The 24,684-nt window shown below is 59.1% G+C and carries 27 protein-coding genes; 20 read left to right on the top strand and 7 right to left on the bottom strand.

Translation table 11 applies throughout. From position 1 onward, the window contains the following. Positions 1–413: 413 nt before the first annotated feature. On the bottom strand, positions 414–2,513 hold the full coding sequence (locus ACQZ5Y_RS01690; protein ID WP_174049260.1) for a S9 family peptidase: 2,100 nt from the start codon (positions 2,511–2,513) through the stop codon (positions 414–416). A 223-nt stretch (positions 2,514–2,736) separates the two neighbouring features. On the opposite strand from ACQZ5Y_RS01690, the gene ACQZ5Y_RS01685 reads away from it, so the two are divergent. The 4 genes from ACQZ5Y_RS01685 (at position 2,737) to ACQZ5Y_RS01670 (ending at position 6,123) form a co-directional block, all read left to right on the top strand. Continuing rightward, the gene (locus ACQZ5Y_RS01685; RefSeq protein ID WP_003511997.1) at positions 2,737–3,138 is read left to right on the top strand and encodes a DUF930 domain-containing protein; all 402 of its coding nucleotides are present in this window, start codon (positions 2,737–2,739) and stop codon (positions 3,136–3,138) included. Positions 3,139–3,243: 105 nt separating this feature from the next. Then, entirely contained in the window at positions 3,244–4,152 is a 909-nt protein-coding gene (locus tag ACQZ5Y_RS01680; protein WP_174049261.1) for a dihydrodipicolinate synthase family protein, read from the top strand. A 52-nt stretch (positions 4,153–4,204) separates the two neighbouring features. Further along, positions 4,205–4,930: a polysaccharide deacetylase family protein gene (locus ACQZ5Y_RS01675; protein WP_013635693.1), complete on the top strand. Its 726-nt coding sequence runs from the start codon at positions 4,205–4,207 to the stop codon at positions 4,928–4,930. 116 nt (positions 4,931–5,046) lie between these two features. After that, a complete protein-coding gene (locus tag ACQZ5Y_RS01670; RefSeq protein WP_174049262.1) occupies positions 5,047–6,123 on the top strand; it encodes a bifunctional transcriptional activator/DNA repair enzyme AdaA in 1,077 nt (358 codons plus the stop codon). Positions 6,124–6,130: 7 nt separating this feature from the next. Here ACQZ5Y_RS01670 and ACQZ5Y_RS01665 read toward each other — a convergent pair whose 3' ends face one another. Beyond that, positions 6,131–7,315, bottom strand: coding sequence for an AI-2E family transporter (locus tag ACQZ5Y_RS01665; RefSeq protein WP_035197996.1), 1,185 nt, complete (start codon positions 7,313–7,315; stop codon positions 6,131–6,133). Positions 7,316–7,398: 83 nt separating this feature from the next. Then, the gene (locus ACQZ5Y_RS01660) at positions 7,399–8,259 is read right to left on the bottom strand and encodes a VOC family protein (RefSeq protein WP_174049263.1); all 861 of its coding nucleotides are present in this window, start codon (positions 8,257–8,259) and stop codon (positions 7,399–7,401) included. Between the two features lie 272 nt (positions 8,260–8,531). Here ACQZ5Y_RS01660 and ACQZ5Y_RS01655 point away from each other — a divergent pair, with 272 nt between their 5' ends. The 4 genes from ACQZ5Y_RS01655 to ACQZ5Y_RS01640 all read left to right on the top strand — a co-directional run bounded on the left by ACQZ5Y_RS01655 (position 8,532) and on the right by ACQZ5Y_RS01640 (position 10,786). Next, positions 8,532–8,942: a universal stress protein gene (locus tag ACQZ5Y_RS01655; protein WP_174049264.1), complete on the top strand. Its 411-nt coding sequence runs from the start codon at positions 8,532–8,534 to the stop codon at positions 8,940–8,942. 61 nt (positions 8,943–9,003) lie between these two features. Next, complete coding sequence (locus ACQZ5Y_RS01650; protein ID WP_003512004.1) at positions 9,004–9,324, top strand: TraR/DksA family transcriptional regulator; 321 nt, start codon at positions 9,004–9,006, stop codon at positions 9,322–9,324. Between the two features lie 188 nt (positions 9,325–9,512). After that, entirely contained in the window at positions 9,513–10,181 is a 669-nt protein-coding gene (trhA, locus tag ACQZ5Y_RS01645; RefSeq protein WP_174049265.1) for a PAQR family membrane homeostasis protein TrhA, read from the top strand. A gap of 107 nt (positions 10,182–10,288) precedes the next feature. Further along, positions 10,289–10,786, top strand: coding sequence for a GNAT family N-acetyltransferase (locus ACQZ5Y_RS01640; RefSeq protein ID WP_003512007.1), 498 nt, complete (start codon positions 10,289–10,291; stop codon positions 10,784–10,786). Positions 10,787–10,806: 20 nt separating this feature from the next. Here ACQZ5Y_RS01640 and ACQZ5Y_RS01635 read toward each other — a convergent pair whose 3' ends face one another. Then, complete coding sequence (locus ACQZ5Y_RS01635) at positions 10,807–11,433, bottom strand: LysE family translocator (protein ID WP_019564107.1); 627 nt, start codon at positions 11,431–11,433, stop codon at positions 10,807–10,809. A 116-nt stretch (positions 11,434–11,549) separates the two neighbouring features. Beyond that, entirely contained in the window at positions 11,550–11,957 is a 408-nt protein-coding gene (gene msrB / locus ACQZ5Y_RS01630; RefSeq protein ID WP_003512009.1) for a peptide-methionine (R)-S-oxide reductase MsrB, read from the bottom strand. 205 nt (positions 11,958–12,162) lie between these two features. On the opposite strand from msrB, the gene ACQZ5Y_RS01625 reads away from it, so the two are divergent. From ACQZ5Y_RS01625 to ACQZ5Y_RS01580, 10 genes are all read left to right on the top strand, one after another. Then, positions 12,163–14,532, top strand: coding sequence for a putative monovalent cation/H+ antiporter subunit A (locus ACQZ5Y_RS01625; RefSeq protein WP_080799103.1), 2,370 nt, complete (start codon positions 12,163–12,165; stop codon positions 14,530–14,532). Further along, the gene (locus ACQZ5Y_RS01620) at positions 14,529–14,948 is read left to right on the top strand and encodes a Na(+)/H(+) antiporter subunit B (protein WP_003512013.1); all 420 of its coding nucleotides are present in this window, start codon (positions 14,529–14,531) and stop codon (positions 14,946–14,948) included. The genes ACQZ5Y_RS01625 and ACQZ5Y_RS01620 overlap by 4 nt, the downstream gene beginning before the upstream one ends. Further along, positions 14,948–15,325: a Na+/H+ antiporter subunit C gene (locus ACQZ5Y_RS01615; protein ID WP_003509263.1), complete on the top strand. Its 378-nt coding sequence runs from the start codon at positions 14,948–14,950 to the stop codon at positions 15,323–15,325. The genes ACQZ5Y_RS01620 and ACQZ5Y_RS01615 overlap by 1 nt, the downstream gene beginning before the upstream one ends. Before the next feature lie 20 nt (positions 15,326–15,345). Further along, positions 15,346–16,923 (top strand): Na+/H+ antiporter subunit D, encoded by a 1,578-nt coding sequence (locus tag ACQZ5Y_RS01610; protein WP_174049266.1) that lies wholly within the window; start codon positions 15,346–15,348, stop codon positions 16,921–16,923. Further along, the gene (locus ACQZ5Y_RS01605; RefSeq protein ID WP_112681502.1) at positions 16,920–17,399 is read left to right on the top strand and encodes a Na+/H+ antiporter subunit E; all 480 of its coding nucleotides are present in this window, start codon (positions 16,920–16,922) and stop codon (positions 17,397–17,399) included. Before ACQZ5Y_RS01610 ends, ACQZ5Y_RS01605 begins: the two co-directional genes overlap by 4 nt. Continuing rightward, positions 17,396–17,782, top strand: coding sequence for a cation:proton antiporter (locus ACQZ5Y_RS01600; RefSeq protein WP_003512027.1), 387 nt, complete (start codon positions 17,396–17,398; stop codon positions 17,780–17,782). Before ACQZ5Y_RS01605 ends, ACQZ5Y_RS01600 begins: the two co-directional genes overlap by 4 nt. Next, on the top strand, positions 17,779–18,111 hold the full coding sequence (gene mnhG, locus ACQZ5Y_RS01595; protein WP_003512029.1) for a monovalent cation/H(+) antiporter subunit G: 333 nt from the start codon (positions 17,779–17,781) through the stop codon (positions 18,109–18,111). Before ACQZ5Y_RS01600 ends, mnhG begins: the two co-directional genes overlap by 4 nt. A gap of 431 nt (positions 18,112–18,542) precedes the next feature. Beyond that, complete coding sequence (gene ros, locus ACQZ5Y_RS01590) at positions 18,543–18,971, top strand: MucR family transcriptional regulator Ros (protein WP_003512037.1); 429 nt, start codon at positions 18,543–18,545, stop codon at positions 18,969–18,971. A 391-nt stretch (positions 18,972–19,362) separates the two neighbouring features. Then, positions 19,363–19,785: a helix-turn-helix domain-containing protein gene (locus ACQZ5Y_RS01585; RefSeq protein WP_003512040.1), complete on the top strand. Its 423-nt coding sequence runs from the start codon at positions 19,363–19,365 to the stop codon at positions 19,783–19,785. Next, entirely contained in the window at positions 19,778–20,635 is an 858-nt protein-coding gene (locus ACQZ5Y_RS01580; RefSeq protein ID WP_174049267.1) for a DUF6456 domain-containing protein, read from the top strand. Before ACQZ5Y_RS01585 ends, ACQZ5Y_RS01580 begins: the two co-directional genes overlap by 8 nt. A gap of 4 nt (positions 20,636–20,639) precedes the next feature. On the opposite strand, the gene ACQZ5Y_RS01575 is transcribed toward ACQZ5Y_RS01580, so the two are convergent. Further along, a complete protein-coding gene (locus ACQZ5Y_RS01575) occupies positions 20,640–21,056 on the bottom strand; it encodes a SufE family protein (RefSeq protein ID WP_025592801.1) in 417 nt (138 codons plus the stop codon). Between the two features lie 196 nt (positions 21,057–21,252). Next, positions 21,253–21,678 (bottom strand): DUF5330 domain-containing protein, encoded by a 426-nt coding sequence (locus ACQZ5Y_RS01570; RefSeq protein ID WP_174049363.1) that lies wholly within the window; start codon positions 21,676–21,678, stop codon positions 21,253–21,255. A gap of 485 nt (positions 21,679–22,163) precedes the next feature. On the opposite strand from ACQZ5Y_RS01570, the gene ACQZ5Y_RS01565 reads away from it, so the two are divergent. Both ACQZ5Y_RS01565 and ACQZ5Y_RS01560 read left to right on the top strand, forming a co-directional pair. Beyond that, the gene (locus ACQZ5Y_RS01565) at positions 22,164–23,693 is read left to right on the top strand and encodes a sensor histidine kinase (protein WP_003512044.1); all 1,530 of its coding nucleotides are present in this window, start codon (positions 22,164–22,166) and stop codon (positions 23,691–23,693) included. Continuing rightward, positions 23,665–24,588 (top strand): peptidoglycan-binding domain-containing protein, encoded by a 924-nt coding sequence (locus tag ACQZ5Y_RS01560; protein ID WP_174049268.1) that lies wholly within the window; start codon positions 23,665–23,667, stop codon positions 24,586–24,588. Before ACQZ5Y_RS01565 ends, ACQZ5Y_RS01560 begins: the two co-directional genes overlap by 29 nt. Positions 24,589–24,684: the final 96 nt, after the last annotated feature.

Genomic DNA, 24,684 nt, shown 5'->3' with positions numbered 1-24,684 from the left:
CATGGCGCATGAAAAAGCCGAAAAAATCCGGCGATAAGATTATCCGCAAGACGTGCTGCAGGATTGCCGCGAGAAAGGCGGCGAAAAGGCGCATGAATATGTCAACGGCCCGGATAATACGGCCGAAAAGTGATATTGCAATGCGAAATGGCGCAACGCAGCCATGCGTTCGATTTCCGGAACATTTTTTCCGGTGGCGTAATACATGGGAATTAATTGCGTTTGCGAAAGATATATTATGAGTTGCAGCAACTGGAAATAAAAATTCAATGTCGATAAAGATGTTATTTAAATAAAAGATGCGTATGATAATTTGTGGAAAAAATATTCAATAACGAGATTTTTGCAGGTATTTTCGTCCAAAATAAGATCGGGCGACGATTGGATCGCCGCCCGTTTCTGCATTCAGCGTGTCAGACGGTGTCCTTGCCCGCGACCTTCAGTGCGAAGGCATATTCGAAGGCAATTTCTTCCAGCCGCTGGAAACGGCCCGACTTGCCTCCATGGCCAGCCGCCATGTTGGTCTTGAGCAGGATCGGGGCTTCCCCCGTCGTCTTTTCGCGCAGTTTCGCCACCCATTTGGTCGGTTCCCAATAGGTCACGCGCGGGTCGGTGAGGCCGGAAAGCGCAAGCAGCGGCGGATAGGGCTTTTCCCCGACATTGTCATAGGGGCTGTAGGCGGCGATCCACTGATATTCCTCTTCCGATTCCAGCGGATTGCCCCATTCCGGCCATTCCGGCGGGGTTAGCGGCAGCGTGTCATCAAGCATGGTCGTCAGCACGTCCACGAAGGGAACCGCAGCGATGATGCCGGCAAATTTTTCCGGGGCCATGTTGGCGACGGCGCCCATCAGCATTCCCCCTGCCGAACCGCCTTCCGCGATAATGCGATCGTAGGAGGTAAAGCCTTCCTTGACCAGATGATCGGCAGCCGCGATGAAATCCTTAAACGTGTTCTGTTTGTCTTTCATCTTGCCGGTTTCATACCACTCGAAACCCTTGTCCTTGCCGCCGCGAATGTGGGCGATGGCATAGATGAAGCCACGGTCTGCCAAAGACAGCGTTGTGGTGGAGAAGGAAGCGGGGATGGTGATGCCATAGGCGCCGTAGCCATAAAGCAGGCAGGGGGCCGAACCGTCGAGCACTACATCCTTGCGGTAAAGCAGCGAGACCGGCACCAACTCGCCGTCATGGGCAGGCGCCATGATGCGGCGGGTAATGTAATCGTCGGGATTATGGCCGGAAGGCACTTCCTGCGTTTTCAGAAGCGTGCGGTCGCGCGTCACCATATTGTAGTCGAACAACTGGCTCGGCGTCGTCATCGAGGAGTAGGAGAAGCGGATGACATCGGTGTCGTACTCTGCAGCGCCATGCAGGCCAAGCGAATAGGCTTCCTCGGCAAAGGCGATGGAATGTTCCTCGCCCGTGCGGCGATCGCGGATAACGATGCGCGGCAGGCCGTCGCGGCGCTCCAGCCAGATCAGATGGCGGGCATAGGCATCGACGGAGAGAATGAGGCGACCCGGCTCATGCGGCACGACCTCCTTCCAGTTTTCCTTGCCCGGCGCGGTAACCGGCGCTTCCATGATGCGGAAATCCTTGGCATCGCCGTCATTGGTGAGGATGTAGAAGACATCGCCGCCTTCGCACATCGAATATTCGATACCTTCCTCGCGCTCCGCAACCACGACAGGCTCGGCCATCAGGTCCTTGGTGGAAAGAATGCGGTATTCGCTGGTCTCATGGTCGTGAATGTCGATGAAGATGAAGTCGTCGAGCACGGACGCGCCAACGCCCATGAAGAAGCCGGGGTCCTTTTCCTCATAGACCAGCCGGTCGGCCGACTGCGGCTCGCCGATGATGTGGTGGAAGACCTTCGAGGGGCGGTGGTTTTCGTCCTGCAGCGTATAGAAGAAGCTCTTGCCGTCAGGCGCCCATGCCCCGCCGCCGCCGGTATTTTCCACGACATCGGCAACGTCTTCACCGGTTTCGAGATTACGGATGCGCAGCGTGAAATATTCCGAACCCTTGTCGTCATAACCCCAGATGCCGTGACTGTGATCGGAAGACTGGTCGAGGCCGGCAAGACGGAAATAATCCTTGCCTTCAGCTTCCCTGTCGCCATCAAGCAGCACGTGCTTTTCGCCGCCATCACGCGGGGTGCGGAAATAATGCGGTTGCTCGCCGCCGGTCACGAACAGCGTGCCATAGGCATAGGGCCCGTCATTGACCGGAACAGAGGAATCATCCTGCTTGATCCGGCCTTTCATCTCCTCGAACAGCTTTTCCTGAAGCGCCTTGGTGTCGCCCATTGCGGCTTCCATATAGGCGTTCTCGGCCTCCAGATGGGCGCGGATGGCTGGGTCGAGCAGGGTAGGGTCCTTGAACATGGCCTGCCAGTTATCGGCCCGGAACCATGCGTAGTCATCGGTGCGGGTGATGCCGTGATGCGTATCCTGGACAGGCCGTTTTTCGGCGGTCGGGGCGGCGGGCAGGTTCTTGAAAATCGGCAAGGGAAACTCGCTTTCGTATGAAAAATGCGTGGGCGGCACCCAAGATGTAGAGTGCCCCTCACCACCGATCAAGTTTCAAATCTCCACAGGTGAAATGAGGCTTGGGCACAATTTCGTCAGTTTTCGATCACATTTTGGCAATATCCGGCAAATCAGCGATGATACGCGCCTGCCACCGGCCTGCCGTGCATCGATAAGAACAAACGAAAACTGACAGGATCCCATGCGAAAGTTTCTTCCCGCTGCTCTTTCTGCGTTTTTCCTTGCCTTGCAGGCATCTACACCCGCTTTCGCAATAGACGCCAACGTCATGCGGCAGCTGAACGTGCTCGCCCCCGAGGAGCGTCTGGAGCAGCGTTGCGACATAGAGGCGATGGAGCGGATCGCGACGGAGCAGAAGGGCATGAAGCCGGATAAGGTCATTGCCTATACCTTCGGTGATCCCGAGGTTGGCAAGAATTCGATCAAGGCGTCGGGTGCAGTCTTCAGAAGCGCCGGTGAATGGTACAAGCTCAAATACAAGTGCCAGCTGAAAAGCGACAGCCTCTCCATCCAGTCCTTCGATTACCGTGTCGGCGACAAGATTCCCGAAGAGCAGTGGAAGAAGTTGTATCTTTATGACTGATCGGGGAATTCTTCGTCCGCGGTCGCCGGTTTAAACCCCGCTTTTCTTGCCGCCCTGCCAATGGGTCTGTAACGCTGTCCTTCGATCGAATTGAGGGGCGAGAACATGGCGAAGCAATTCAAGGGACTTTCGGCTTTTCCGATCACGCCCGCTGACGAGGCCGGGCAGGTGGATAGCCAAGCCTTTTCCGCCCTCGTCGAGCGGCTGGATGCGGCGGAGGTCGATTCCATCGGTATTCTCGGCAGCACCGGAACCTATATGTATCTGTCGCGTGCCGAGAGGCGGCGCGCGGTCGAGGCAGCCCATGCCGTCCTCAAGGGCAGGCGCACTCTGATGGCAGGCGTCGGCGCATTGCGTACCGATGAGGCCGTGGCGCTGGCGAAGGATGCCGAAGCTGCCGGTGCCGATGCGCTGCTTCTGGCACCCGTTTCCTATACGCCGCTGACTCAGGAAGAGGCCTATCACCATTTCGCCGCCGTCGCCGGCGCAACCGATTTGCCGCTCGCCATCTACAACAACCCGACGACGACGCGATTCTCCTTCAGCGATGAGCTTCTGGTCAGGCTCGCCTATATCCCGAATATCCGTGCCATAAAGATGCCGCTGCCGGCCGATTCCGACTATGCGGGAGAGCTTGCGCGGCTGCGGCCGAAACTGACGGATGATTTCGCCATCGGTTACAGCGGCGACTGGGGATGTGCGGAAGCAACGCTTGCCGGTGGCGATGCCTGGTACAGCGTCGTTGCGGGCCTGCTGCCGGTTCCGGCATTGCGGTTGATGCGCGCCGCCCAGGCCGGGGATGCGGAGGAGACGAGCAGGCTCGATCTGGCCTTCCAGCCGCTCTGGGCGCTCTTCAAGGAATTCGGCAGTATCCGCGTGATCTACGCCGCCGCCAATGCTTTGTCGGTAACGGCATGCGAGCCGCCCCGGCCAATCCTGTCGCTCACCAGCGCGGAGCGCCAGCGGGTGGAAGAGGTGCTGAACGCTCTGTCAACGCTGGAAGCCGCGCCATAATTCGGGCGTTTTGCAGGCGGATTGCCACATCTTACCCTTCGGAAACTGAAAAATGCTGCGTAGCCTGCCCTTTGCCGCTCTCTTCCTGTCGCTCTCCACTGCCGCCTTCGCGGGGACGGGTCTCGTCGAGCCGACGCTGAAAATGACGCCGAGGCATGACGGCAGGGTGCGGGTGGCGATGACTCTGGACGCCTGCATGGGCAAGACCGACCATCGCATTCTCGATACGCTGGTGCAGGAAAAGATACCGGCGACGATCTTCGTCACTGCCCGCTGGCTGAAGCACAATAGCGAAGCGCTTGCCGTAATGATGGCGCATCCGGATCTGTTCGAGATTGAAAACCACGGCGAAAACCATGTGCCAGCGGTGGACAAGCCCGTTGCCATCTACGGCATTGCCGCTGCCGGTTCGGAAGCGGCAGTCGAGCAGGAGGTCGAGGGCGGCAGGCAGGCAATTGTCGCCATGACCGGTCTTCAACCGCAATGGTTTCGCGGTGCGACGGCGAAATATACCACCTCGTCCATGGCCACCATCAACAGGCTCGGCATGCGGGTGGCGGGTTATTCCGTCAATGGCGATGGCGGCTCGCTTCTGGGCGCGGCCGCCACGGCAAAGCACATCGCTTCGGCCAAGGACGGCGACGTCATCATCTCCCACATCAATCAGCCTACCCACGAAGCGGGTGAGGGCGTGGTGAGGGGACTTCTGGCGCTGAAGGCCCGCGGCGTGGTGTTCACAAGGCTGGACGACCCGTCGTTTACGCCGCCGGGTAATTGAGCGGGGCGACTCTCTCCTCATTCCTGTAACAAGCACGGGAACGAGGGAAATGAGCATCCCACATCCACGCCCGTTTTTCGGCGGCATACCGCTCAAATTTGCGCTAGCATCCTCCCATGCTGTTCAAACGCCCCGACACCGAAACCCTATATTCCGCCCTTGTGAACAAGGACCCCGCCTATGAGGGCGTGGCCTATGTGTGCGTGACCTCGACGAAGATTTTCTGTCGCTTTACCTGTACGGCGCGAAAGCCGAAGATCGAAAACTGCCGGTTTCGCGAAACCATCGCCGAATGTCTGGAAGCTGGCTTCCGCCCCTGCAAGCGCTGCAAGCCGATGCTTTCCTATGGCACGGCGGATGAAACCGTCACCACCCTTCTGACGGCGCTGGAAAGCGAACCGGCGCGGCGCTGGCGTGAGGAGGATGTGGTGGCGATGGGCCATGACCCTTCCACGGTGCGTCGCACCTTCAAACGCCGTTTCGGCATGAGTTTTCTGGAAATCGCAAGGTTGCGGCGGCTGGGAGATGCGGCGACAAGCCTCGCATCAGGAGAAGCCGTGATCGGCGCGCAGATCGATGCCGGATATGAATCCGGCAGCGGTTTCCGCTCGGCCATCAACCAGTTCTTCGGCACCTCTCCCACCGCCATGAAAGGCAAGGGGTTCCTGAAGGGCGACTGGATCGACACGCCGATCGGTCCGATGTTGGTCGTTGCCGATGATCACGCCCTGCATCTTCTCGAATTTGCTGACCGGCCAGCGCTTCCGGCCGAATTGAAGCGGCTGAAGGCCCGCACCGGCGCGGATATGGTGCTGGGCAGGACGCCGGTCACCGGCCAGATCGCAGCAGAACTCGCGGCCTATTTCGCCGGGCATTCGGCTGACTTCGAAACCCGGCTCGCCGGACACGGCACACCCTTCGAGCGCGATGTCTGGCACGCATTGCGGGAGATACCGGCGGGAGAGATCGTCAGCTATTCTTCGCTTGCGACGTCCATGCAACGGCCATCCGCCGTGCGTGCCGTCGCCCGCGCCAATGGCGCCAACCAGATTGCCATCGTCGTTCCCTGCCACCGGGTGCTGGGCGCAGATGGCAGCCTGACCGGGTATGGCGGTGGGCTGTGGCGCAAGAAATGGCTGATCGAGCACGAGCGGCGCATAGCCGATAAGCTCCGCATTCCTCTCGCCTCTTGACCGGCCATCAGGCCGGCAGGTTTGGAACGATGCGGCGTGAAGGAAACAGCTCGCGCGTTACTGTCATGGCGATCAGCGACAGCGGCAGTGCCAGCATGGCGCCCGCAGCACCCCACATCCACGTCCAGAAGATGATCATCACGAAGACGAGGAAGGGGTTGATCTCCATGTTGCGGCCCACCACTGCCGGAAAGGCCAGGTTTTCCATCAACAGGTGAATGGTGAAGAAGATCGCGGATGGCAGCAACGCCAGCACCATGTTGTCATGCGTGATGATGCCTGCCACCGCCAGCGACACCGTCATGGCGGTGATGCCGAGAAACGGCACGAAGCTGGAGAGGAAGGCGAAGAGCCCCCACAGAAGCGGCATGGCCAGCCCGCCGAAATAGGCGATCGCCACCATCGTCACGCCCAGCGCCGCATAGATCAGCGCTGCCGTGGCAAAATAGGTGCCGAGCACTTCTTCCACCGAAGCGATGATCCGAATGGCCCTCAGCCGCTGGTGCCGGGCCGGAAAGGCCATGATGATCGCCTTGCGCAGCCGCAGGCGGCTGTAGAGGAACATCAAAAGCGCGGCGAGGAAGATCATGCCCTGAACGACTGCGGGGGTGACGTTGGAACCGAGCAGGGAAATTATCTCGCCGCTGCGCGAAATGAGCGACTCCATTGAAATCGACCCCATGCTGAAGGTCGCTGCCGAAATGTTCAGCCATCGGATGCTTTGAAGATAGGGCAGGAAGCGGTCCATACTGCGTTCGATCAGCGCTGGTCCTTCGGAGGCGAGCTGCGACAAAGGGTCGATCAGGGAATTGATCACGAAAAACATCACGGCCGCGACAAGGCCGGAGAGAATGACCGCCACACCGGCACCGGGAATGCCATAGGAACTGAGCTTTTCCGCCGCGATGCCGAGGATCATGCCCACGACAATCGCCAGCACCACCGGTATGAGGATCAGAGACAATTCATGAATGACCGCCATCATGACGACGAGAAAAATGCCGATAACCGACCATGCAACGGCCACATCGAGCGCTTCTCGGCCAAGCGGTTGCTGGCTGCGCGCGTCGTCACGGTGCGACCCGGACGCCAGACCCTCGAAAGGGTCGGCCCTCGTCGACGGAGCGTTTGCGGCGCGCCGCCCGATATTGCCCAATATGCCGGTTTTTTCCGGCCTGGCATTCTCATTCATCGAACTGTCCCCCAATAAGACATCAAACGTTCGAAAAATGAGGCGGTTCCGGAGCGGCAAAAATTTCTGCCGCCCCGTGGTCTTTACGCGGAAAGCTTCAGGCCTATGCCCCACGGATCTTTGAGAACAATACCGTCGCTCTGCCGTTCCGTAGCTATTTCCAGCCGGTCGAGAGCAGCCATTGCAGTATCGAGCGCCGCACTGTCGTTGAACTTCAGCGAGTAGCCCGAAAGGCCCGTCATGTTGTCCTTGCGGGCCGTGGCGCCGCGGCTGTTCCAGATATTGGCGGCCACATGGTGATGATAAGCGCCCGAGCCGAAGAAGCTGGCACCCGGATAACGCGCCATGATCTTCAACCCCAGTACATCCTGATAAAACTCATCTGCCTGCGGAATATTGCCGACCTGCAGATGCATGTGGCCGATGGCCGTTCCATCGGCGGCGGCCTCGAACGCCGTTTTCGGCGCACTGTCATACAGCGCCTGTAGGTCGAGGCGGAGCGTAGCCATCTCCACCGTGCCGTCCTGCTGGTAGGTCCATTCCGAGGGCGACCGGTCGCGATAGACCTCGATGCCGTTGCCTTCGGGGTCGGCCAGATAGATCGCTTCACTCACCAGATGGTCGGATGCGCCCTGAAGCTGGATATTATTGTGCGCGGCATGGGCCAGCCAATGGGCCAGATCCTCGCGGCGTGGCATCAGGAAGGCGGTGTGGAACAAGCCTGCGGCATTGCGCGGCGCGCGTTCAACCGTACCGGAGGTGGAAAGTGTGAGCAGCGGCTGGCCGTTGACACCAAGAACCTCGCCGCTCGGGCTTTTCTCGATGACGGAGAGGCCGATGATTTTCTGATAGAATTCCGAAATGCGCGGCAGATCGTGAACGACAAGATGAGCCTGACCGACATAAGCCGGCCGCGTCAGGGCGAATTGTTTGATTTCACTCATCATAATCTCCATATTGAATCCGGCGTGCTGACGGCGCGGATTTGCGCGTCTGCATCAGCCGACGCCGCTTTGCGGCGTTCATTTGTGGTGAATATGGGCGGGTTTTGTCGTTCAGCAAAGATCGCCATCTGGCGATTGACCGTCCACTATTCGTTGACAATGCCCCTGTTGCTGCTCCGACGCAGCTTTGACTTCAATCAAGGCGAAGGGCGCATCGGTAGGGAAATATGAGCCCGACACGTGAACGGCAGATTACGCCAAAGGAGATAGCCATGTACAAGAAAATCATCGTACCGGTAGACCTCAGCGCCATCGACAAGGGAGAGAAGATTCTCGCCAAGGCCAAGGCGCTGCTGGATGCCGATGGCGAGATCGTCCTCATCAATGTGGTTGAGGAACTGCCCGGCTATATGGCGATCGACCTGCCGGTAGATCTCATCGAAAATGCCATCAAGGATGCCAAGACGAAACTTGCGGATATTCAGGTGAAGGCCGGCTTCAAGGGCAAGCACGAAATCAGAAGCGGCGCGCCGGCGCGTGAAATCATTGCCGCTGCCGAAGAGCACAAGGCCGATCTCATCATCATCGCATCGCATATGCCTGATTTTACCAATTATTTCATCGGCGCCACCGCCGACCGCGTGGTGCGCCATGCCAAGTGCTCGGTGCTGATTGACAGGTAAAGTGAGTTGAAATCTTGGGGTTGCGGGCGATTTTCGCCCGCACCGGCTGGAGGAGAAGACCATGAATGTCGAAAGTTACGAGAAAATCCTGCGCGACCGCCAGCGCGAGCTTTACAGCCGCCTGCACAAAATCGAGGCGGATTTCGAAGAACCGCGCAACCCCGATGATGACGACCGCGCCGCTGAACGCAGCAATGACGAGGTGCTGGATGAAATTGGGCAGGTGGGCCAGGACGAGTTGCGCGCCATCGACGCCGCACTCGACCGCATCGCGAACGGTACCTACGGCACCTGCGTCAAATGCGGCAAGAAAATTTCGGAAGACCGCCTGAAAGCCGTGCCCTATACGCCGTTCTGCCAGGAATGCGCTGCGGCCTTGTGAGGGCGCTCCTTTTTCCCTCCTCATTCCTGTGACAAGCGCAGGAATGAGAGAAACGGCGAGGCCACCGCTCAACCTCTCCTTTCGCAACAGCCCGGAACGCAATTTGATCGCCGTTAACCGGCTGCTGTCTTGTTCCTGTCTAATATTGCCGTCATGCTTGGCCACAAGCAGGCAAACGGGAATGGACTATGAGTAACGTGTGGCGGTTTGGTCGCCAGTATGATTTTCACGAGATTGTCGCCGATGGTATCGTCCACGGCGTGGGTATCGTTTTTGCGCTGGTGGGCGCCACGGCGCTGATTTTTTACGCGACCGTCTGGGGCAGCCTCAGCGCCATCGCGGCCGCCTGGATTTACGGACTCGGCCTTGTCGCCTGCCTTTCCGTGTCCTTCACCTATAATATCTGGCCGCATTCCAACGTAAAATGGTTCCTGCGCCGGCTGGACCACTCGGCGATCTTCATCCTGATCGCCGCCACCTACACGCCGCTCCTGATGCGCGGTATCCACGAGCCGCTGATTGCCACCATGCTGGGGCTGATCTGGCTTGCCGCCATCTGCGGCATCTTGCTCAAATGCCTGTTTCCCGGCCGTTACGACCGGGTCGCCATAGGCCTTTATCTCGCCATGGGCTGGAGCGGCATCATGGTTGTGCAGCCGCTCTCAACGCATCTGGCCCCCGTCACGCTCTGGCTGATTGTCGCTGGCGGTGTCATCTATTCGCTCGGCGTGGTCTTCCACGTCTGGGAAAAGCTGCGATTCCAGAACGCCATCTGGCACGGTTTCGTCGTTGCCGCCGCCGTTGTCCACTATTTTGCCGTGGTCACTTCCTTCAGCCTCGTTCCCATGTCTTCCTGAGCTAGAGAGCACTGGACAGCCATCCGCGTCATCGCCTAATGCTCGCCTGAAGGTCGTGCCCCGGAACGTTGGGCGCGCGATGCAGACAAGAATGAGGGCGAACGATAATGAGTTTGGAACTGCGCGATGCCACCGTGGACGATCTTTCCGGCATCATGGAGATTTACAACGACGCGGTCCTGAACACGACGGCGATCTGGAACGAAGTGCTGGTCGATCTGGAAAACCGCAAGGAATGGTTTTCCGCCCGCAAGTCACGCGGCTTTCCTGTGATAGTCGCGATTCTTGACGGCAAGGTTGCCGGCTATGCTTCCTATGGCGACTGGCGCGCCTTCGACGGCTATCGCCACACCCGCGAACATTCGGTTTATGTCCACAAGGACGCGCGCGGCCACGGCATCGGCAAGCGGCTGATGCAGGCGCTTATCGACCACGCCTCCGGCAACGATGTGCATGTGCTGATCGCCGCGATCGAATCGGAAAACGCCGCCTCCATCCGCCTGCACGAAAGCCTCGGTTTCACCGTTGCCGGCCGGTTTTCGGAAGTGGGCACCAAGTTTGGCCGCTGGCTGGACCTGACTTGCATGGAGCTTAAACTGAACTAGTACGCGGGCCGGGATTTCTCTCAGGCGGGGCGCCGGGCGAAGGCCAGCATGACGCCGAAAGCCATCATCATCGAGCCGCTGATCCGGTTGACGCGCTTCAGGGCGCGCGCATTGCGCATAAGACCGGACAGTCGCGAACCGACAAAGGCATAAACGGTGATTGCCACCACCTCGAGCAGCAGGAAAATTGCCCCGAGCGTGGCGAAGCTCTGCCAATAGGCGTCCTGCTGGATGAATTGCGGGAAAAAGGCCGTGAAGATCAGGATGGCCTTCGGATTGCCGGAGGCGACAAAAAACTCCTGCCGCAGATAGGTCTTGAGAATATTTCCGTTGCCCGAGGAGATATCGGGAGCGGTGACATCCGCCCTTGAGCGGATGAGCTTGAAGCCGATCCACAGCAGGTAGAGAACGCCGATCCATTTGATCAGCGAAAACATCATTTCGGAAGCCATCAAAAGTGCGCCGAGGCCCAAAGCGGCGATCGCGATCATGCCCGCAAACGCAACCAGCCGACCGCTCGCGGCCATCACTGCCGTTGCCATGCCGTATCGCGCACCAACCGTCATCGACAGGAGATTGTTTGGCCCGAACGCCATGTTCAGGGCAAAGCAGGCGGGAATGAATATGAGGATGGTTTCGAGCGCCATGATGGTGATCCGGAAGGAGTGAGATCGCGATAGTCTCACTCTCCGGTCCGGCTGTCGAGACGGTCATTTTCTTCGCAAAAACGGCCGGCAGGCAACCGGCCGTTACCTGTCTCCCATCAGATCGGTTCGAACACCATCGAATGGCCGTTGATGCAATAACGCAGGCCGGTGGGCGGTGGGCCGTCCGGAAAGACGTGGCCGAGGTGGCCGCCGCAATTGGCGCAGCGGATTTCGGTGCGCACCATGCCAAGCGTCGCATCGCGATGTTCCGTCACAGCACCCGGTTTCACCGGTTCGAAATAGCTCGGCCAGCCGCAACCTGCATCGAATTTGGTATCGGACAGGAACAGCGGCTCGTCGCAGGCGGCGCAGCGATAGAGGCCTTTCTGGAACGTGTCCCAGTAGGGACCGGTAAATGGGCGCTCGGTGCCGTGTTCACGCAGGATGCGATATTGCTCCGGCGTGAGCTGCTCGCGCCAGTCGGCATCGCTCTTGTTCACTTTCGGGGATGTCAGATCGCTCATGGAATGATCCTTTCTGTTCCTGCCAGAAATAGGCATCGGCGCTGCAGATTGAAAGAGGGCAGCTGTCATAACGAGTACGTTATGGGCAGGTATGAGAGTCGATTTGGGTTGAGATGGCGGTGTCTATGCCTTAACTGAAAAATACGATTTGAAAAGAACGCCATTCATGGGCGTACAGGGGTAGGGGAAGCCCTGGGAGATGTGAATGACATCAGATGTCACGCAGCTGACATTCCTGTCGCTGTTTTTGCCGTTTCTGGCAGCGCTTGCCGCACCGATGCTGGTGAAAAGATTAGGTCACAATGCCGTCTGGATATTGGCGATCGCGCCCGCGCTGGCTTTTGTCCACTTCGCACTGATGCTGCCGCAGGTGGCGGCTGGCGGCGTGGTCACGGGCGGTTACGTCTGGGTTCCAAGTTTCAACCTCAGCTTTTCGTGGTTCATTGACGGCCTGTCGCTGACCTTTGCACTTCTGATCACCGGTATCGGTCTGCTGATCGTGCTTTATGCCGGCGGTTACATGAAGGTGCATCCGCAGCAGGGCCGCTTCCTGTCTTTCCTGCTTCTGTTCATGGGCGCGATGCTGGGCGTCGTGGTTTCGGACAGCCTGTTGATGCTATTCGTTTATTGGGAACTGACCTCGATAACCTCGTTCCTGCTGATCGGATTCGACCATGCGCGCCCGGCCGCACGCCGTGCCGCCTTACAGGCGCTGGTGGTAACGGGCGGCGGCGGTCTGCTGCTGCTCGCCGGGTTGATCTTCATCTGGGACATGAGCGGCATGACGCAATTGTCCATGCTGGTGCGTGGCGGCGATATATTGCGCGACAGCCCGTTCTATCTGGCTGCGCTACTGCTGGTTCTCGGCGGCGCGTTCACCAAATCGGCGCAGTTTCCGTTCCATTTCTGGCTGCCCAACGCGATGGAGGCACCGACACCGGTTTCGGCCTATCTGCACTCGGCAACCATGGTGAAGGCCGGCGTCTATCTTCTGATGCGCCTCAACCCCGTTCTCGGCGATACCGCTGCCTGGCAGATCCTGCTGCCGTTCTTCGGCGGGTTGACCATGCTGACCGGCGCGCTGCTGGCCGTGCGCCAGACCGACCTGAAGCTGATGCTGGCCTATACCACCATGTCCTCGCTCGGTCTGCTGGTGATGCTGACCGGCTTCGGCTCGGACCACGCGATTGAGGCGGCTGTGCTTTATCTGGTGGCGCATTCGCTTTTCAAGGGCGCACTGTTCATGGTCGCCGGCATCATCGACCACGAGACCGGAACCCGCGATGTGACGAAGCTCGGCGGCTTGCGAAAAGCCATGCCGATCACCTTCGCGGCAGCACTTGCCGCGGCCATCTCCATGGCCGGCCTGCCGCCCTTTTTCGGCTTTCTCGCCAAGGAAGAGATTTATTATGCGCTGGCGCATGGCAATCCGCGTGCCGTGCTGTTCACCGGCATCGCCATTCTCGGCAATGCGCTGATGTTTGCCGTCGCTTTTGCCGTGGCGCTGAAACCTTTCCTCGGCAAGCCCGTGAAAACCCCGAAACACGCGCATGAGGGACCACTGCTGCTGTGGCTCGGCCCGGCGCTGCTGGCGATAAAGGGGCTGACCATCGCTCTCTTCGCTGGCCTTTCGCATTTTTACATTTCGACGCCGATGGCAAGCGCGATCGCGGGTGAGGCGCGCCCGGTGGAAATCTCGCTCATTCCCCATATCGGCGTGCCGCTCGGCCTGTCGCTGCTGACGATCGCGCTCGGCATCGTCCTCTATATGCAGCTTTCCGCCGTTCGCGGCCTGATGGTGCGCACCTTCAAGGCGCTGGGTGCAGGGCCGGACAGGGGCTTCGATTTTTTCATCGAAACGCTGGTCAAAATCTCGTTCCACGTTGTCAGGCTTATCCAGCCCGGCAGGCTGGAATTTTACGTCACCGCCACTTTCGCCGTCATTGCCGTCGTGCTGCTTGCGCCGCTGTTTCTCTATGGCGAACTGCCGTCCATGCCGGCGTGGCCGCACGACATGAAAATCCATGAGCTGACCTTCATTGGCATCGCGGTTGCGGGCCTTGTCGCTGTCCTCACGGCGTCCAGCCGGCTTACGGCCATCATCGCGCTCGGCATTCAGGGGTTTGCGGTGGCGGTCATCTTCCTGCTGTTCGGCGCGCCCGATCTGTCGTTTACGCAATTCATGGTCGAAACCCTTTCCGTGGTCATTCTGACGCTGGTGATGACAAGGCTTCGCCTGTCGCCGTCAGACCATCGCGGCCCTGGCCAGAAGCTTCTGGACAGCACCATCGCCATTGCCTGCGGAACCGGCTTTGCCCTGTTCCTGATGCGGGCGACGGAAGCGTCGTTCGATAATCGCCTCACCGATTTCTACAACACCTATTCCAAGGTCATCGCCCACGGGGCGAATGTGGTGAACGTCATCATCGTCGATTTCCGCGGCACGGATACGCTGGGCGAGATTGCGGTGGTGATGATAACAGGCCTGGCCATTCTCGCGCTCATCCGCATCCGCCCGGCTGCTGCCATCAAGGGCCCAGCAAAAATAGCGAAGAAGAAGGGAGCGCGGGCTTGAACACGCTTATCCTGCGCACCGTCGCCCCCGTAGTCACCAGCCTCATGGTGCTGTTTTCCATCTTTGTATTGCTGCGCGGCCATAACGAGCCGGGCGGCGGTTTCATCGGCGGGTTGATCGCGGTCTCGGCGCTGGCGATCTACGGCATCGCTTATGGTGTGGCCGCAGTCCGGCGCGCCATCGTGTACCATCCGCTGTCCATTGCCGGCGCGGGGCTGCTGTTGGCGATGTTGTCTGGTCTCGTCTCGATTGCAGCCGGCGTGCCCTTCATGACCGGGCTGTGGGTCTATCCGAGCCTGCTCGGTGTGGAAGTGCCACTCTCCACCGTCATGTCCTTCGACATCGGCGTTTATCTCGTCGTGGTCGGTGCCATCACCTCCATTGCGCTGGCTCTGGAAGAAAGGGATAGCGACTGATGGAAGCTGTTTTCTCCATTCTCGTCGGCATCTTTTTTTCGGTGGCGATCTATCTCATGCTCTCGCGTCACAGCATCCGCATGCTGCTCGGCATCGCCATTCTCGGCAACGCAGTCAACCTCCTGCTGTTCACGGCGGGAAGGCTGACGCGCGAAGTGCCGCCGATCATTCCACCCGGCATGGACACGCTGCCGGCGGGTGCCGCCAATCCGCTGCCGCAGGCGCTTATCCTCACGGCAATCGTCATTTCCTTTTCCTTCTTCTGTTTCCTGCTGGTGCTGACCTGGCGCGCGTTCCAGGAATTGCAGACCGACGACACCGACGAAATGCGCACCGCAGAACCGGCAGGCGAGCCTTTGCCGCCGCTCGGTTATTGAGCGGGGCGGGGCAAAGACACATGGCTTCATCCACCACTTCCGCAATATCAGATCTTTCCGCGGCGCTTGTCACGGCACCCGTGCCGCTAGCCGACTGGCTGATCATCCTTCCCGTCGCGCTCTCAATAGGCGCAGGTGCGGTGCTGATGATGCTGCGCCACACCATGCGTCTGCATGCGCCCATTGCAATCACGGCACTTGTTCTGCTGGTACTGCTCGATGCTGCGCTTCTGTGGAAGGTCGTGACCCAAGGGCCGTTCACCATGGTCATGGGCCGCTGGCTGCCACCCTTCGGCATTGCCTTTACGGCAGATCTGACCGGAACGCTGCTGTCGCTCGCCGCCGCCATCGTAGCGCTGGCCGGTGCCATCCATGCCAGCGCCGATATCGACGCCAGCGGCAGGCGATACGGTTTTTATCCATTCCTGATGCTGTTGATGGCGGGTGTCACCGGTGCGTTCCTGACCGGCGACCTCTTCAACCTCTATGTCTGGTTCGAGGTGCTGCTGATCTCGTCCTTCGGCCTCATCGTGCTGGGCTCCACGCGCGAGCAGATCGATGGCGCGCTGAAATACGCCATCCTCAACCTCATCGGCACGACGCTGTTCCTGATCACGGTCGGTTATCTCTATGCCATCTTCGGCACGCTCAATATGGCCGATATCGCGCTGAAGGCGACGCAGCTGCGCGGCACAGCTCCGCTGATGACGCTTGCCAGCCTGTTTGCTCTCGCCTTCGCCATGAAGGCGGCGGCCTTTCCGGTGAATTTCTGGCTGCCCGCCTCCTATCACACGCCGCGCATCGTCGTTTCCGCCCTGTTCGGCGGCCTGCTTACCAAGGTCGGCATCTACGCGCTGCTGCGCGTCATGGTCATGCTGTTTCCGGTCGAGCGAGAGGAGCTGAGTATCGTCATCGCCATCTCTGCGGCGCTGACAATGGTGCTCGGCGCCATGGGTGCGCTCGCACAGAACGATATCCGCCGCATGCTCGGTTACATCGTCATATCGGGCATCGGTTACATGATGGCGGGCATCGCCATCGGCACGCCCTCCGGCGTTGCTGGCGCGATCTTTTACGCGCTGCACTCCATGGTGCTGATGACGGCGCTTTATCTCGCCGCCGGCCACGCCGCCCGCCTTGGCGGCAGTTTTACCCTGATTTCGCTCGGTGGCCTTTATCGGCAGGCGCCGTGGTTTTCGGGCCTCGCGCTCGCCTTGTTTTTCGCCGGTTCCGGACTGCCGCCGTTTTCCGGCTTCTGGCCGAAGGTGGTTCTCGTCAAATCGGCGATCGATATCGGCGCCTGGTGGCTTGCCGCCGCCCTTCTCCTGTCCGGCTTCATCGCCACCATCGCCTTCGGGCGGGTCTTCCTCTTATGTTTCTGGCGCCCGGCAGTGGCCTCAACCGGCCAGGCGCCGTCGCTGCCTGCGTCGCCTCTGGCGGCCCCTTCTTTCGTCCCGCTGGTCGGGCTGACATTGCTGGTGGTGTTCTTCGGCCTGTTTCCGGAAAGCCTGCTCAATCTCAGCCAGCAGGCGGCGGCGGGGCTTGGCAACCCCGAAGCCTATATCCAGTCGGTGTTTTCCGAGGGGAGCAGACCATGAGCCGCTACATCCTGTTACTGCTCTTCGTTGGCGTATGGCTCGCCGTAAGTGGCAGCATCACCCCGGCGAACATTCTCTTCGGCCTTATCGTCTCGGCGCTGGCGCTGGGCCTTATCCGTCACCAGATCCCCAAGGGCGGCCGTCATCGGCTGCGTCCCGTCCGCGTGCTGTCGCTGCTGCTGCTGTTCTTCAAGGAGCTGGCGCTATCGGCCTGGAAGGTGGCGGTGATGGTGACGCGGCCGAAGCTCGATGTGCAGCCCGGTATCTTCGCCTATCCGCTCAGGCTGACGACGGATTTCGAGATCACGCTGCTTGCCAATCTCATCACGCTGACCCCCGGCACACTTTCGGTCGATGTTTCCGAGGATAAAACAACGCTCTACGTCCACGCGATCGATTGCAGCAATATCGAAGCCGCAAAGAATGACATCCGAAACGGCTTCGAAAAAAAGATCATGGAGGCGTTTCAGGGATGACGCCGGAACTCATAGTTTCATTTGCAACTGTACTTGCCACGGTTGTACTGTCCGCTGCCTTTTTGCTGACAGTATATCGCGTCGTCGTCGGTCCGACCTTGCCGGACCGAATCGTCGCGCTCGACATGCTGGTCGGTATCGCCATCGGCTTCATTGCGGTTATCGCCATCCGCACCGGCGTCGATCTTTATGTCGATATCGCCATTGCGCTCGGACTGGTGGGTTTTCTCGCAACGGTGGCTTTTGCCCGCTTCGTCCTGTCGCGCGGTGCAGATGGCAGGCGCAGGACAAAGGCTGTTCTCGACGGCGAGCGGGCATCGGAAGTTGTTGAAAAGCCTGAAAAACAAGTATCCAGGCGTGGAAAAAGAAGGGGCGGGCGATGATGGGCTGGATCGTGGCTATTCTGGTTGCGGCATTGACGGTCTCAGGTGCCGCCTTCTCGCTGATTGCGGCAATCGGGCTTAATCGCCTGCCGGATGTCTACACCCGCATGCATGCGGCTTCCAAGGCGGGAACGGTGGGCTCAGGCCTGTTGCTGCTGGCTGTCGGCATTCATTCCACGGAAATATCGACGCTGGCACGGGCACTTGCCGGTTTCTTTTTCTTTGTTCTGACAGCACCGGTCTCCGCACATCTTCTTGCAATGGCTGCACACAAGGCAGGTTATCCACTTGCTGATAAATCGGTAGTTGATGACCTAAAGAAAATTTGAAGTTGAATTACCCCCGAATAATGGGGGGTCTTCGTTTTGCATTACTACTTGGCATAGTATTTTATTACCCGTGATTTTTTGTATTCCAATTAGACTGTTTTGAACTGAAAAAATCATAATAGGAATTTGACTTTTGCTGTTTTGATGCTATCCAAATTAAGTGTAAAATTGCTTATTGCGATTTGCATCTAGCCTCTTCATGGTCGGCTTAGGCATTTTATTAATGTCTAATCTATGGTTGATCAGACCTTTGTTGGCCATGTCGCGGGCTACAAGTTGAATCTCGGATCAATTCGTTTCCGGTTTCGCTTGAAATCTAGGGGTAGATTTCACGTTGGTTTCAACAGGGCGAAGGAGGGGCACCGGGTAACTTCACATCGCTCGATGCGGCGTTCATCCGTGTCTGGAGATAAATAACAGGAGATACTTAAATGACGGAAACTGCATACGGTAACGCCCAGGATCTGCTGGTCGAACTGACGGCGGATATTGTGGCTGCCTATGTTAGCAACCACGTCGTTCCGGTAACTGAGCTTCCCGGCCTTATTTCGGATGTTCATACGGCACTCAGCGGAACATCGGCACCGGCATCGGTGGCGGTCAATGTTGAAAAGCAGAAGCCTGCTGTGTCGGTTCGCAAGTCGGTTCAGGACGATCATATCGTCTGTTTGGAATGTGGTGGCTCGTTCAAGTCGCTCAAACGCCACCTGACGACGCATCACAGCATGACGCCGGAAGAATATCGCGAAAAATGGGATCTGCCGGTCGATTATCCGATGGTTGCTCCCGCCTATGCCGAAGCCCGTTCGCGGCTCGCCAAGGAAATGGGTCTCGGTCAGCGCCGCAAGGCGAACCGTTGATTTTCTAAGACGGATTGTGTCGCGGCTGTATTTTCTCCCCGTCCGGGGAAAGATGGCCCGAAGCGCCGGATAAAGGGGACCTTGGCAGCATATTGCTGGCCTTGCCCCTTAACTCGCCGCCGTGACCTTTTCCCTTAGCAGGAGATGGCGGCAGGGCGCACATGCCCGCTCCATACACATCTTGCACCATAGTGTTATGTCCAGCTGGTCCTTAGACCGGCTTTTTTATTGCCGCGCGCAATTTCGACAGAGGAAAAAAATCCTTGTCTAGGCGTCACCTTTATTCAAAAACAAAGCGAAATCAACTGCATGTTTTTCGACGCCAAATTTGCCCTTCCCCGCGTCCATCCTCAGGTGTATGAATTAATTCCTATTCGTAAAGGAGTTGCATATGCCTTCGGACATATCGTCTTTGCCTGCCCCCTTTCGGCCCTGTGTGCAGGTTGCCGATAGCAATTTCCGCCGTTTTCCGCCTGCTGCCGGGCGGGATGAGATTTCCCGGATTTGCCGGCTGGTCCGGCAACTGGCCGGGGAAATGGTGCAATTGACCGGCGATCGTGTGGCTGCGCGCCGGGACAGGCGGCGCACCGAATGCCATATCCGCCAGATCGCCATGTATGTGTGCCATGTGCAGCTCGGTATTCCCATGTCGGATATCGGCCCGTGTTTCGGCAGGGACAGAACGACAGTCGGCCATGCCTGCCAAGTGGTTGAGGATCGTCGCGACGAACCCGCCTTTGACGAGTTCGTCGCCACACTGGAGCGGCTTTCCGGCAGCATTTTCAACGTGATGAAGGGTGTTCGGGATGAGTGAGACAAAAAGCGCTCCATCGATACTTCCCGATCCTGACCTGTTGCGGCTCCTGCGCTGCATTGCTGCGGGCACGGCTGAGATATCGGGGGATCGCGGCGATATGGTATTGCAGCGACCGGAGGCCGGGAACGGCAGGAAAGGGCGTCCGGCGTTGCGGTTTCCGGCCGCCACGGTGCAGCTCGCCCTCTCTTCGGGGCTGATCGAGAGACGTGAAAACACGCTCTCCGCCGCGCCGCCGCTCGCCTCCTATTTGAAGCGCGCTATAGCCAGGGATCGCGACGAGATTTTTCAGCAACAGCACTGGGATTTGCAGACGGTGGTTCTGGATGTCGGCAAGGACAGGCAGCCGGCCCGGCGCAACCTCAATAGCTCGCCACTGACAGGCCTTTCACGGCTGAAGGAAAAGGATGGCACGGCATTCTTCCCCAGCGACGCCTTGCAGGCGGGCGAACGCCTCGCCGCCGATTTTCACCGCGCGCAATTGAACCCGAAGGTAACGGCAACATGGGAGCCGAAAATTGCAAGCCGCACGAAGGGGGAGGCGGGTGGCAAGCTCGATCTTACCGATGCGGCGATTTCCGCCCGGACGCGGTTTTCCCGTGCAGCCGATGCTATGGGGCCTGAACTTTCAGGTGTCGCCATCGATATCTGCTGCTTTGAAAAGGGGCTGGAAGCCGTGGAGCGCGAGCGGCAATGGCCGGCGCGTTCGGCAAAACTGCTGCTGCGGGCCGCTCTGCTATCGCTTGCCCGGCATTATGCGCCGCAAGCGCAACGCAGCAGAAGGACAAGCCACCATTGGGGCGACGAAGATTATCGCCCGCCGATGGCGCCAACGATGGCAACAGAATGAAGGCTCAGGCGGTCAGAAGTCTCGCTTCCTCGCGGATACGTTTGACCATGGAACGCAGGCCATTGGCGCGCTGCGAGGACAAATGTTCCACCAGCCCGATCTTGTCGAACACCTCAATGGCGTCCAGACCGGCGATTTCGGAAGCTTTTTTACCGGAATAGACGGCAAGAACGATGGCGACGAGGCCGCGCACGATATGCGCATCGGAATCGCCCTCGAAGGTCATGAGAGGATCTTCGGCACCATCGCTGTGGCTGACGAGCCAGACCTGGCTTGCGCAGCCCTGTACCTTGTTCTCAGGCGTGCGCTTGTCTTCCGCAAGGTCGGGAAGCGCCTTGCCGAGTTCGATGACGTAACGATAGCGATCCTCCCAGTCGTCGAGGAAGGCGAAATCGTCAAGGATCGTATCGAGAGAGGCCATGTTGCGCGCCGTACCGTTCGTTATTGCCATGCTTTGCTACGATATAGGGCAAGTGCAGACGGTTTTGAACCATGCGGACCATGAAAAAGCCCACGGAAAACAGGTTTCCGTGGGCAAGTTTGGCAGGCAGTCACGCAGGCGGACATATCCGGCTGCAGAGAAGGGGCGGCGCGGCGTTAGGCGGCGGCGCAAAATATCAGGGGGTGGGGCGCTTCTGCGGCAGGGGAATGATGGTGCCGGTCTTCAGCATGTCGGCATTCCCAGAGAATTCGACGCTGATCGCCGGTGCTGCGGCCAGTTTTTCGCTCTCGCTGGCGAGTTCGGCTGCGGGTGCCGTTTTATCACCGGATGCAAGCTGCGCGTCGAGCAATTCATAGGCGACCTTGGCGCCTTCCTTTGCCCGTTCACCGAGCGCGTGGAAGGTTTCGGCGCCCTTGACGCAGACGTCGGGTTTTTCGATGCAGATGGCGCTGACATAACGATAGGCCTCACCGGCTGCCGAAACGGCGCTGGGAATATCGAATGCCGAAGGTTCCTTGGTCGGATCGTTGCTGCTGCCGAAATAGGACAGCGCGACCAGCACCAGCGAAAACCAGAATGTTCCTTTGATCAGAAACCACATTGTCAGACTACCCTGCCAGATGATCTTTGTTTTGAAGCCCCGCCCGTTTTGGGTCATCGGCCTTTGTCCCGTTTTTCGGGCTTGGAGAGAAGCTACAGGCGACCGGCGAACAGCCAATTGCAAAAAGCCGCGCAATTTAATTCAAATTGTATCTATTCTCCTCGCATCGGGACCGGCTCCAGCAATTCCGTCGCATTTTAACAGTCCATGTTAAGCATAATTGCGACAGATGCCGTCTGTTCCGGGCAAAAGCGGTCACCCGTGCCGCCACAAAGGTTAACGCGATGGCAAAAATAAAGCGAAATCCGTCGCTTACCCGTCATTAACCATGATTGGCAAAGCTTGGTTGAAATGCTCCGTAATGGGACTGCGGCGCATTTCGAGGCTGTTTGGTGCCGTTCTTTTTATCCATTCCTTAAGCCGCGGGCTTCTATTGTCGGAGCCGTTAGATCCGTCTCAGGGATTCAGGTTTGGTATTGCGTAATATGAGAAAAAAAGCGGTCGCATTGGTCGACCATGCCGCAGGCAGATGGCTTGCGCGTATGGAGGAGGACGCCGAAAGGCGCGCCGGCACCGTTGCGCGCCTGCGCCGCCTGTTTGCCTTCAGCGCCGTCGGCTTTCTGGTCGTTCCCGCCCTGTTCAGCCTCGTCTTCAGCCCCGCCATCGCGCTGCCCATCGGCGCCGCTCTGGTGCTGGCGCTCTATCTGGCCGCAGCCGCCCTGTTGATCGCCTTTTCGCGTCCCGCCCGTGGCGCAGCGTCCCTGTCCGCTCAAGCCGGCGACGATGACCTCGTTGCGGCATCGCAGGTGCCCGGCCTCGTACTCACCATCAATGAAAACGGCCTCGTCGAGCGCGTCTCCGGCCGCGACCTTGAAACGTTTCCAGCCGATCTTCAGGCCTGCAAGGGCCATGTCTTTGCCGAATATGTCTATGTTTCTGATCGCATCGAGCTGATGCAGGCTTTCGACCTTCTGCGGCAGGGCGAGGAAAAGTCCAGCGTGGAACTGCGGTTCGAAACCGGCGCGAAATCGCGCCAGGCGCAGTTCATCCACGCGCGTATGGAAATGACGGCGATCCGCAATGCGGCCGGCAGGCTGCGCCGCGTCGTCGCCCAGCTCTCCGACGTCACCGAGATGGAGCTTCTGCGCCGCGATGTCGCCCGCAAGGCGGCGGAGGCGGAATCGGCCAACGACGCCAAGTCGCGGTTCCTCGCTGCCGTCAGCCACGAGCTGCGCACCCCGCTCAACGCCGTCCTCGGCTTTTCCGACATTCTGGCGGGCGAATATTTCGGCCGGCTGGAAAACGACCGCCAGCGGGAATATGTCGGCTTGATCCGCCAGTCCGGCGCGCATCTCCTGTCGGTGGTCAACACCATGCTGGATATGAGCAAGCTGGAAGCAGGCCGTTACGAGCTGATGATGGAAAGCTTCCCGATCGGCGAAACCATCTCGTCCTGCGAGGCCATGCTCGGCTTGCAGGCGAAGGAAAAAGGTCTGACATTGACCAGCCGCATCCAGCGCGGTATCGGCGAAATCTCCGCCGACCAGCGCGCCATCCGCCAGGTTCTCATCAATCTGGCCGGTAACGCCATCAAGTTCACCGATGCCGGCGGTGTAGTGTCGATCGATGCTGCGCGTGAAGGCAGGATGCTGAAACTGACGGTCAGCGATACCGGCATCGGCATCGCATCCGACAAGATTGAACTCCTGGGCCAGCCTTTCATGCAGGTCCAGAACGAATATACCCGTCGCTATGAGGGCACGGGTCTGGGATTGTCCCTGGTCAAGGGTCTGGTAGCACTGCATGGCGGCACTTTCGCCATCACCAGCCAGCCCGGCGCGGGAACGGTCGTAACGATCATGTTGCCTGCCGACGGTTCCGGCATGGCAGGTGGCGAAAACGCTGAAACCGAATGCATGGTGGAGTTTCCGCCGCGCATCAAACGGCTCGGCGAAATGGCCGCGATTATGAAGAAGGATGGTGACGATGGCCCCGCGAAAGCGAAAATCGCCTAAGAAAACAACGGCCCAGATTGGCGCCGGGATTGTTTCCTTGGTGGTTTCGGCCATCGGGCGCGAACTCCTGCGCCGTCCGAAACTGGTGGGCGGCTCAGGCGCCTTCGTGGTCGTTTTCGGTTTTGTCGCCGCAAACGCGCTCTGGTACCAGCCGGGCGTTCATCCGTCTCCTTTTCTGCGTACCCGCGATGCGGCAAACCCGAACGGCATTGCCGGTTATCGCGCGGCAGAGCCGCTCGGCACGCAGGGTCATGTCACGACCTTCCGCATAGAACGCCCCAGCGAAACCGAAACGGCACAGCAACCGGCGGCCGCAACGGCGACGCCTGCGACATCGGTTGCGGCGGAAAACCAGAAGCCGCAGCAGATCGTTGCCGATATTCAGGCCGAACTTAAAAAACGCGGGCTTTACGAAGGCGAGGCGGACGGCAAGATGGGACCGCGCACGGCTGCCGCCATCATGTTCTTCGAAGAAACACTCGGCATGGAACAGACCGGCGAACCGACGACACGGGTGCTGGCGGCGCTCAGGATCGACGGCGCAACCGTCGCCGCAATCCCGAAGGATCGGCCTTCCGACGCCAACACCAGCGGCGGCGTTGAGATCGACCCGGTCGCGGCCGCAATCCGCAAGGCTGAAGCGCCTCGTCCCAAGGCCGAACCGGTCTCCTTGAACAGCGCTGCCGCCGCTTCAAAGCCGGTGAGCCGCGATCTGATTGCAAAGATCCAGCAGGGACTGATCAATATCGCCTATGCCGATGTGAAGGTGGACGGTGTGGCCGGCGAGCAGACCCGCAACGCCATCCGCCATTTCGAAAAACACTACCGCCTGCCGGAGACCGGTGAACCGAGCGAAGCCGTGCTGAAGAAGCTGAAATCGATCGGGGCGCTTTAGGGGACTGGGTCTCAACTCTCCCCATTCCTGTGACAAGCGCAGGAACGAGGAAAGAAGAGAGCGTAACAACACGGACAGGCAGCGGCCTGCCGCCTC

This window comes from Agrobacterium sp. A3-95, from assembly GCF_053521785.1.
This window is presented reverse-complemented; position numbering and strand designations above follow the sequence as displayed.